The following is a 10,457-nucleotide window of genomic DNA, read 5'->3' as shown; positions in this document are numbered from 1 at the left end:
CCTCAATGCCGTTATCTGGCACAACTGGAACATCGGCGCACCCGTGAAACGATCCCTGATCGCCTACGATCACTAAGCCGAATTTCACATCAGCGATCTAGCGGGAGTTGTCGTCCGGCGGGGGAGCGAACTCGCCGTAGCGGACGGACCGGTTCTGGTCCCATCCGGGCGGCTGGCCCTGGCCTTGAGGGGGCCATGGGTGCGCCTGCTGGCCGGGTCCGTGCTGGACGTGGCCGTTGTGCGGGGCCGACCCGTACGGCGGGGCGCCGTATCCGCCGGGGGCGTACCCGTTGGGGTCGTACCCGCCGGGGCCGTACCCGCCCGGTCCTCCCTGCCCGTACGGTCCCTGCGCCGGCTGGGCCGGAGGCGGGAGCTGGGCCTGACCTGCCGGCAGCTGCTGCCAGTGAGGGGGCGGCACCGCGCCGTACCCCCCGCCACCGGGCGGGCCGAAAGGCGGCTCGGGACGACGGCGGCGACGGCGCAGCAGCATGACCACGACCAGGATGAGCACGACGACGAGCAGCACGCCGGCCCCGATCAGCACCCACATCAGGATCGGCTTGGGTGACTCGTCCTTGCCCGCCGAGATCGCCTGCTGCGAGTCGCTGATGTGCTTGGCGACGTACGGGTGGTTCGGGAACAACGCCTGGACCTCACGGAACTTCGGCAGCGCGTCCTCGTAGTAGTGCCGGAAGTAGTCGTTCAGCGCCTCGTTGTAGCGGGTCGTCGTGACGGCCTGGGCGGGCTTGATGTTCTTCTCGCCGAGCTTCTCCTTGATGATGCTCACCGGCAGGACGAAGCTCTCGCTCTCCGAGGCCTCGCCGCCCTCGCTCACCGTGCCGGCGATCAGCATGCCGATGACCTTGCCGTCCCTGCTGAACACCGGGCCGCCGGAGTTGCCGTGGTAGGAGGGCGCCTGGGTCTGGATGTACGGCACACCGGTCTGCGTGGCGCGCTTGGCGTTGTACGGGCCCTCGGTCAAGGCCGGCTCCAGCCTGGACTCCAGGCTGAAGAACGCCGTGTTGGTGACCAGCCCGGGGAAGCCGCTGATGTACAGGGTGTCGCCGGTACGCACGTCGGCGTCGTCGCCGAGCGGCACGGTCGGCAGGTTCTGCTGGCCGTTGACCTTGAGCAGCGCGAAGTCCTTGCCCGGGTAGCTCTCGCCGACCGACACCAGCTCGGCCGGGACCGGCTTGGCGGTCTTGTCCACGCCGCCGCCGGGCAGGCTCTGGATCACCGACAGGCTCTGCTTCAGGTTGCGGAGCTTCATGTGGCCGGTGTTGAACGTGACGTAGATCTGCTGCGCGAGCTTGACGATCTCCTCGTCGGCCTCGATGCCCCGCAGGCCGCTGATGATCTCCTTGGCGTCCTGCTTGTTGAACTTGGCCAGCGCCTGCTGCGCGAACAGCTGGCTGAGCTCGGTCTCGCCGACTTGCACGCAGTGCGCTCCGGTGACCATGTAGCCGTCGGGGGTGACCCACCAGCCGGTGCACAGGCCGCCGACCTCGGCGTCGACCGTACGCTCGGGGGTGGTCGCGGTGAGGTAGGTGTCGACGTTGGCCGCGATCCGCTGGAAGATCCACTTGGCGATGCTGCGCTCGTCCGAGGAGATCTTGCCGGACAGCACGGTGGCGGTGGCCTGCTCGACGAGCCGGTTGAACGCGTTCTCGTTGATGGTGCTGGTCGGCACGGCGACCGTGCCGGTGTAGGTGAAGCTGGTCAGCTGCACCGCTGGCTGGGTCCGCGCCGCCAGCCAGGTGCCGACGGGCACATCGGGCCGCGCGTCGGGCGCCTCGTCAGCCGCCGCGGGGAGGGCGGGCAGCGTCACCGCCATCACCACCGCCGCGGCTGCCGCGATCTTCGTAAACCGTTTCCTGAAATTTCCGCTCACAGTAGGAAATGGTGGGCGATGGCTCTTGTGCTCGGCTTGGAACCAGCTTGGGAACCAGAGCAGTACGCGCTTATGTAGGTATTGGATCAGCCGTAATTCTGCGTCCGCAGCATTCTGGTCACAACCTCCTCGCTCGTCTCGCTCCGCGGATACGATCCAAAATTCGGTTCAGTAGCCGATCAGGCACCAGACATCGACAGCGGAGTAGGCGCATGCTCGAAGGCCGGTGGACCACCGTCACCGAGTCCGAGTTCGACCACGAGCGCCGCGGCCTGGAAGCCATCCGGGAGCGGCTACCCGACGCCGAGCCCTGGCGGGCCTGGTCCAACTTCACCTTCACCGCGCAGACCGGTCATGTCCGCGAGGTCGATCTGCTGGTCGTCGGCCCGAGCGGCGCGTACATGATCGAGCTGAAGCACTGGCGCGGCAGCCTCACCACCGAGAACGGCACCTGGGTGCAGACAGCCCCCAACGGCCGCCGCATCTCGCACGGCAACCCGCTGCACCTGGCCAACAAGAAGGCCAAGGAGCTGGCCGGCCTGCTGGCGCGCAACGGCAAGAGGGTGTGGATCACCGAGGCCGTCTGCTTCACCGACGACTCGCTCCGGCTGCGCCTGCCCGCCCACGACCAGAACGGCGTCTACACGGTGGACGAGCTGCTGGAGATGCTGCGGCAGCCGCCGCGAGACGAGCGGTGGCGCATCACTCCGGCCGACTCCCGGGCGGCCAAGACCGCGCTGGAACAGGTCGGCATCCGCCGCAGCGACGCCGAGTACAAGGTCGGCCCCTACCTGCTGGAGCGCAAGTCCTTCGACACCGGCCCCACCTGGGCCGACTACCTGGCCAACCACAGCGAGCTGCCCGAGCCCGCCCGGGTCCGCGTCTACCTGCGCGAGCGCGGCGCCGACGCGTCGATCCGCAGGTCGGTGGAGAACGCCGCCCGGCGCGAGGCGGCGATCCTGCGCCGGTTCCGTCATCCCGGCGTGGTCCAGCTCAAGCAGTACGATCCGTCCGGGCACTCGGCCGGGCCCGCGTTGATCTTCGACTATCACCCGCACACGCTGCGCCTGGACGACTACCTCGTCCAGTACGGCGCCAAGCTCGACATCCTCGGCCGGATGGCGCTGGTCCGGCAGCTCGCCGAGACCCTGAGGTCCGCCCACTCCAGCCGCATCCACCACCGCGCGCTCGCCGCCCGATCGGTGCACGTGATCCCGCGCGACCGGGGCCGAGAGGGTCGGAGCATCGGCGAGGAAGCCGCCTGGCTGACGCCGTACCTCCAGATCTCCGACTGGCAGATCGCCACCCACCGCGGGGCGCAGTCGCAGGGCACGACCCGCTACGCGCCCACCGCCCTGTCGGCGATCCACCTGGCCGACGACGCCGACGCCTACCTCGCGCCCGAGCTGACCGCGCCGAGCCCTGACCCCATCGCCCTGGACGTCTACGGGCTCGGGGTGCTGACCTACCTGCTGGTGACGGGCGAGGCTCCGGCCTCCAGCCAGGCGGAGCTGCTGGCCAGGCTGGAGGCGGGCGAGGGGCTGCGGCCCAGCGCGCTCGTGGACGGCCTGTCGAGCGACCTCGACGAGCTGGTGCAGGCGGCCACCGCGTACGAGCCAGAGCGACGGCTCGCCACGGTCGACGAGTTCCTGGAGATGCTGGCCTGCGTCGAGGACTTCCTGACCTCCCCGGCGCCCGCGCCCGAGGCGGCCCCGGTCCCGGAGAAGGACCCCCTGGAGGCGGTGGCGGGCGACGTGCTCGCCGGACGCTGGGAGGTACGCCGCCGCCTGGGCACCGGCTCGACCAGCCGCGCGTTCCTCGTCCGCGATCTGCGCGCCGGAGACAGAGGGCGCGGCGCCCGCCCGCTGGTCGTGCTGAAGATCGCCCTGTCCGACGGCCGCGGCGAGATCCTGGTCCGCGAGGCCGAGGTGATGGGCCGGCTGCACGCCGACTCGCGCGTCATCCGGCTGGTGGAGCCGGAGCCGCTGGTCATCGGCGGGCGCACCGTCCTGGCCCTGGAGTACGTCGGCGACGAGCGGGACGACGAGGATCCGGCGGAGCCCGGCGGCAGGTCACGCCGCCGCGAGGAGACCGTGGCGCGGCAGTTGCGCGAGAGCGGGCGGCTCCAGATCGACCAGTTGGAGGCTTACGGCGACTACCTGTTCGGGGCGGTCGACTTCCTGGAGGGCGAGGGTGTCTGGCACCGCGACATCAAGCCCGACAACATCGCCATCCGGGTGCGCCCCAACCGCACCCGCCAGCTCGTGCTGATCGACTTCTCGCTGGCCGGCCACCCGGTGCAGGAGACCGACGCGGGCACCGACGGCTATCTCGACCCGTTCATCGGCACCCTGACCCGTTCGGTCTACGACGCGCACGCCGAGCGCTACGCGGTGGCCGCCACCCTGCACGAGATGGCCTCGGGCGAGCTGCCCCGATGGGGCGACGGCAAGGTCTCCCCCCGGCAGACCGACCCGGAGCAGTGGCCGTATCCGGCGGTCGCGGCCGACGCGTTCGACCCGGCGATCCGCGACGGGCTCGTCGCCTTCTTCCGCAAGGCCATGCACCGCGACGCCGGACAGCGCTTCGGTGAGCGCAAGAAGATGCAGGACGCCTGGAAGAAGATCTTCCTGGACCTGGCCGAGACCTCGCCGTCCTCGGGCCGCGCCGGCCGCCATCCCGCGCCCGGCGTCGCTCCCGAGCAGGCTCCGGCGATCGCCGACGCCGAGCCGGAGTCCGTCGAGCAGCAGCGCGACCGGCTCGCCGCCGAGGCCACGCCCGAGACGCACCTGTCCGCCGCCGGGCTCACCCCGGCCGCCGAGTCGTTCCTCTACGGCCTGGGCCTCACGACCGTCGGCGCCCTGCTCGACTACAGCCAGCGCAACCTCGTCAACGCCCCCGGCCTGGGCGCCAAGACCCGCAGCGAGATCCAGCGCCGCCTCAGCGAGTGGGGCAGGCGGCTCCGCCAGGAGCCGGTCTCCCCGCTCACCTCCGAAGGGCGGCGCGACGCCAAGGAGGAGCTGGCACAGGTCAGCGCCGCCGAGTCTGCTCTCGTCGACGACCTCGCCACCGGCGAAGGCGCCGAGCTGCTTCCGCAGCGTGCCCTGCGCTCGGTCAGCCTCGACACCCTGGCCACGCTGTTCGTCCCCGCGCTCAAGAAGGACGGCGCCAACCGCAACGAGGTCGAGGCGGTCCGGCTGCTGCTGCGGCTGCCCGACGCGCACGGCGAGCTGCCCGGCCAGACCGTGTGGCCCAACCAGAAGGCCGTCGCCGAGACGCTGGGGCTCAGCCGCCAGCGCATCCCCCAGATCCTGAAAACTCAGCGCATCCGGTGGAAGAAGTCCCCAGCCGTGCAGGCGCTCCGGGAGGAGATCCTGGAGTTGCTCGCCGGGCTCGGCCGGGTGGCCTCCGTCGCGGAGATCGCCGACGCGCTGACCGTACGGCGCGGCACCCGCCTGCAGAAGCGCGACCAGCGGCGGGCGCTCGCGCTCGCCGCCGTGCGGGCCGTGGTCGAGGTGGAGCAGCTCGTTCCCGAGGAGGGGCGCTTCCGCCACACCGCCAACCGCGAGGCCACCGACTCGGCGCTCGGCGCGGGCCTGCTCGCCCTGGAGGTGTGCGAGGACGACGCGCCCAGCACGCCGTCGGCGCCCGGCCTGCTCGACTACGCCCACCGGCTGGGCCGGGTCGCCGACCGCCTCGCCAAACTCGACGCGCTGCCCACCGCGAGCACCGTGCTGACCGAGCTGCGCGCGATCAGCCCGCCGCAGGGCGTGATCGAGTGGGACGAACGCCGCATGGTCCAGCTCGCCGTGGCCGCGTCGCGGAACGCCGCCGCCACCCCACGGCTGGAGGTCTACCCGCGCGACCTGCTCCTGGTCCGCGCGCTCCGGCTCACCCAGGCCGGGCTGGTGCGGCTGATCCCCGGCGTCGCCGACGCCAGGCAGCCGGGCCTGACGGTCGACGAGGTGCACGAGCGGGTACGCGCCCGCTTCCCGGAGCTGACGGACGGCGGGATCGAGGGCGGCCTGCCCAGCGGGCCGCCGCTGACGAAGGCACTGCGCGACGCCGGATTCGACCTCACCCTGTCCACCCGGGAGGGCACGGGCACGCAGCGCTACCTGCCCGCCCGCCTCGACCTGGCCTCCAGCTACCTGACCGCCTACGTCGGACGGCACGCCACCCGAGACGGCGCCGTCACCCGATACGCCGACGATCCGCAGCTCGCGAGCGCCGTCCGGGCCGAGGAACGCCTGATCGCCTCGGCCCGGCGCGACGGGTTCCGGGCGTTGACCGTGCGGGCGGGGCTGACCAGGGAGGCGGTGGTCGAGCTCACCGGGGAGCGGTTCGGCGCGGAGGCGCTCTCCGCGACCAGGCTGTTCCTGGAGGCCATGCACGAGCTGGTGCCGCCGGGCAGCAAACCGACGTGGGACACGATCCTGCGGGCCGACGTCGCCGAGCCCGGCAGCCGGGCGGCGCTGAAGTTCGCCGAATACGCCCGCACCGCCTGGGGGCGGATCGAGCCGCAGGTCCGCGCCCTGCTGGAGCCGGGCCCGGGCCCGGTGCTGCTGACCGACGCCGCGGTGTTCGCCCGGTACGACGCGATGGGCGTCCTCGACCGGCTCGCGGCGGCGGCCCGGCAGGGCGGGCGCGGCCTGTGGCTGCTCTGCCCGCAGGGCGACCCGGCGCGCGAGCCGCGACTGGGCACGGTCGCCGTGCCCCACCAGGCGGGCCTGGGGGAGTGGATCGAGCTTCCGGACTCGTGGGTGACCAACACCCACCGGGCCGGCGTGACCTTGGAGGCGAAGTGATCGACCGCAAGGCAGTGCTGGACGACCTCAAGCAGCAGGTCAAAGAGGTCGAGGCCGACCTGGCCAAGCAGGTCCGGGCGTTGCCCGAGGTCGGGGCGCGGCTGCGGGCCGAGTACGACCAGGCGCGCAAACTGGAGCGGACCGCCGCCACCTGGGGGAGCTGGCTCGACGAGCGGGTCACCCAGGTCGCTGCGGCGTGGGTGCTGGGCACGGTGTTCGTCCGGTTCTGCGAGGACAACCGGCTGATCGAGGAGCCGTACCTGACGGCGCCCGAGGCTGACCGGCGCGATCTGGCGCAGGCGCGGTACGAGGCGTACGTCGAGACCGACGACGACCCGACGTACCGGGGATGGTTGCGGCGGGCGTTCGCGGAGCTGGGGGAGGGGCAGGCGGGCAGGCTGCTGTTCGACCCGGCGCACAACCCTTTGTTCCAGATCCCACTCAGCCATGACGGGGCCGGGGAACTGGTCGAGTTCTGGCGGCGGCGGGACGAGGCGGGCGAGCTGGTCCACGACTTCGCGCACCCGCTGAACGACGACGGCACCGACGGGTGGGACACCCGGTTCCTGGGCGACCTGTATCAGGATCTGTCGGAGGCGGCGCGGAAGACGTACGCGCTGCTGCAGACGCCCGACTTCGTGGAGAGGTTCATCCTCGACCGGACGATGGACCCGGCGGTGCGGGAGTTCGGCCACCGCGAGCTGAAGATGATCGACCCGACGTGCGGGTCCGGGCACTTCGTGCTGGGGGCGTTCCAGCGGCTCGTCCGGCTGTGGGCCGACCGGCCGATGGGGCTCGGGCGGCACGAGCGGGTACGGGCGGCGCTGGACTCCGTCCACGGGGTGGACCTGAACCCGTTCGCGGTGGCCATCGCGCGGTTCCGCCTGCTGGTGGCGGCCATGGCTGCGGCCGGGGTCTCGACCATGAAGGAGGCGGCGAAGTACGAGTGGCCGATCCATCTGGCCGTGGGCGACTCGCTCATCAAGGCCCGGCAGATGCCGTTGACCTTGGGTGACGAGGTGCCCGGAGATCCGCTGGCTGACTTCGCGTACGCGACGGAGGACGTGCACGAGCATCCGGGCATTCTGGAGCCGGGCCGGTATCACGTGGTGGTGGGCAATCCGCCGTACGTGACGGTCAAGGACAAGAAGCTGAACGAGCTGTATCGGGGGCTGTACGACGCCTGCGCCGGGACGTACGCGCTGTCGGTGCCGTTCGCGCAGCGGTTCTTCGAGCTGGCCGTACGGGGCGACGCTGATGGGCGTGGGTACGGCATGGTCGGGCAGATCACGGCCAACTCGTTCATGAAGCGGGAGTTCGGGGCCAAGCTGATCGAAGAGTTCTTCGCCCACAAGGTCGAGCTGACCGAGGTCATCGACACCTCGGGTGCCTACATCCCCGGGCATGGCACGCCGACGGTCATCCTCGTCGGGACGCCGCGTGCGGGTCGTCTTCGTTCAGAGACCGTACGAACGGTCCGTAGCGTCCAGGGTGAGCCGTCCGCACCTGAGAAGGGTGAGGACGGGCTGGTCTGGGGCGCGATCGTTGACCAGATCGACGATCCAGGTTCGGTCAGTCCGTGGGTCTCGGTGGGAGACCTTGAGCGGAAGCGTTATTTCGGCAAGCAGCCCTGGATCCTGGCCGATGGCGGTCTAGAAATGGTCGAGCAGATTAGTAATCACCAGCACTCTGTGGTACGAAGTCATGCGCTTAGGGTCGGCTTCTTTGGAGACACGCACGCAGATGAGGCATTCACTCTTTCTGGTGCTACTTTCGCGGCCAGAAGAGCAGATGATCTGAAAGCTGTCCAAAGTCATCGTGGAGATCAGACTCGTGACTGGGGCTTCTCGGAATTTGACCTTGTGGCCTTTCCGTACGATAGTCGGCACGCTGTCATACCCGAAAGTTCGCTCTCGTCAGCCTTCAAGCGCTACTTTTGGAAAATTCGCACACAGCTTTGGCAGCGCACACTTGGAACAGGGAAGACGTATTCTCAAGCTGGCAGAGAATGGTGGGCATGGCACCAACTACCTAAGGACCAGGAAGCTCATCCGTGGTCCATTCCCTTTGCGGAGGTAGCAACACATAACCATTTCGTACTGGATCGAGGCGGGAAGGTTTTTAATCGGACCGCGCCGGTGATCAAGCTGCGGGAAGAGGCGAGCGAGAAGGATCACTTGTACTTGCTTGGACTCCTCAACAGTTCCACAGCCGCTCTGTGGCTGAAGTTGAACTGCCACGACAAGGGGAATAGAGGTGGCGAGCGCGGCACTGGTCGCTATGCATGGGAAAGCTATTACCAGTTCAACGGATCCAACATCGAACGCTTTCCGCTTCCCGCTACTTACCCAACCGCTCTTGCCGTGCCCCTCGACGCCCTCGCTCTTCAACTTGCCGCCAGCCAAGTGGCTATCGTGGTCGAAGGTTTTATTTCCCTCACCAGCCTTCGCAAGGCCAGGGCCAGGTGGGAGGCCATCCGTGCCCGGATGATTGCTCTCCAGGAAGAGTTGGACTGGCAGGTCTACTCCCTCTACACCCTCCACCCCGAAGACCTGCGCGCCCCCGAGACTGACGTGCCCGAACTGGCACTTGGGGAGCGGGCGTTCGAGATTGTGCTCGCCCGCCGGATCGCCAACGGTGAGGCGTCCGACGAGTGGTTCAGGCGGCACAGATCAACCCCGATCCAGGAGATCCCCTCTGACTGGCCGGAGTCGTACAGACAGATCGTTCAGAAGCGCATCGACGCTATCGAGTCCTCGCGGGCCATCGGCATGGTGGAGCGGCCCGAATACAAGCGGCGGTGGGCGACCGAAGGATGGGACGTACTCCAGGAGAAGGCGCTGCGTTCGTGGCTGCTGGACCGGATCGAGACGCGCGACCACTGGTACGACGAGAACGGTCAGCCCACGATCCTCACGCTCGCCAGGCTCGTCGACGTGCTCTCCCGCGACGAGGACTTCGTCTCCGTCGCCGCCATCTACGCGCCTCGCAGGGAACTGGCGGCCGTCGTCTCCGACCTCGTGGCCGAAGAGCACGTCCCGTTTCTCGCTGCACTGCGCTACAAGCCGACCGGCCTGAAGAAGCGCGCCGACTGGGAGGAGGTCTGGGACCTTCAGCGCAAGGAGGATGCTGCCCCGGATGAGCCCGCCAAGCGGAAGATTCGGGACTCGATCCCCGTCCCGCCGAAGTATGCCCAGGCCGACTTCCAACGGGCTTCCTACTGGCGAGCGCGCGGCAAGCTCGACGTGCCCAAGGAGCGCTTCATCTCCTACGGCCAGGTCAACACCCAGACCCCCGACCTGTACGGCTGGGCCGGCTGGGATCACCGGGAACAGGCGCAGGCCCTGGCGACGTACTTCACGAACTACGCCCTGACCAGCGAGGAGATCACCCCGTTCCTCGCGGGCCTGCTCGAACTCCAGCCGTGGCTTCACCAGTGGCACGACGACTTCGACCCCATGTACAGCGGCTCACCGGCGGACTTCTTCGCGGGTTACCGCCAGCAGATCCAGGGCGAACATGGCCTCACTGACGACAACCTGCGTCAGTGGCGTCCAGCCGCATCCCGCCGTGCTGGCCGTACCAGGTAGATCTGCGTCTACGTATCAGGATGCGTCGTCACGGCGGATGACGACGGAGCCCCTGCCAGGCTTGGTGATGATCAGCTCGCGTTCGCGGAGGATTGCGAATGCCTTGCGGATCGTCGCTCGGCCGACGCCGAAGTAGGTCTGAAGTCGCACCTCAGACAGCACGGTGCG

General features: G+C 69.2%; 4 protein-coding genes. 2 read left to right on the top strand and 2 right to left on the bottom strand.

The window, feature by feature from the left end; genetic code table 11:
* Nucleotides 1-97: 97 nt before the first annotated feature.
* On the bottom strand, nucleotides 98-1,891 hold the full coding sequence (locus IEY82_RS25880) for a S1 family peptidase (RefSeq protein ID WP_225262668.1): 1,794 nt from the start codon (nucleotides 1,889-1,891) through the stop codon (nucleotides 98-100).
* 212 nt (nucleotides 1,892-2,103) lie between these two features.
* Between IEY82_RS25880 and pglW the strand changes: the two genes are divergently transcribed.
* Entirely contained in the window at nucleotides 2,104-6,699 is a 4,596-nt protein-coding gene (gene pglW, locus IEY82_RS25875; RefSeq protein WP_189126810.1) for a BREX system serine/threonine kinase PglW, read from the top strand.
* The gene (gene pglX, locus IEY82_RS25870; protein WP_189126809.1) at nucleotides 6,696-10,289 is read left to right on the top strand and encodes a BREX-2 system adenine-specific DNA-methyltransferase PglX; all 3,594 of its coding nucleotides are present in this window, start codon (nucleotides 6,696-6,698) and stop codon (nucleotides 10,287-10,289) included. The genes pglW and pglX overlap by 4 nt, the downstream gene beginning before the upstream one ends.
* Nucleotides 10,290-10,304: 15 nt before the next feature.
* Here pglX and IEY82_RS40395 read toward each other — a convergent pair whose 3' ends face one another.
* Nucleotides 10,305-10,439: a GntR family transcriptional regulator gene (locus IEY82_RS40395; RefSeq protein WP_373291470.1), complete on the bottom strand. Its 135-nt coding sequence runs from the start codon at nucleotides 10,437-10,439 to the stop codon at nucleotides 10,305-10,307.
* Nucleotides 10,440-10,457 lie beyond the last annotated feature (18 nt).

Origin of the sequence: Nonomuraea cavernae, assembly GCF_014646355.1 — a bacterium.
Lineage (GTDB): Bacteria > Actinomycetota > Actinomycetes > Streptosporangiales > Streptosporangiaceae > Nonomuraea > Nonomuraea cavernae.
Note: the sequence above shows the minus strand (reverse complement) of the source record. Positions and strands in the feature narration are given on the sequence as shown.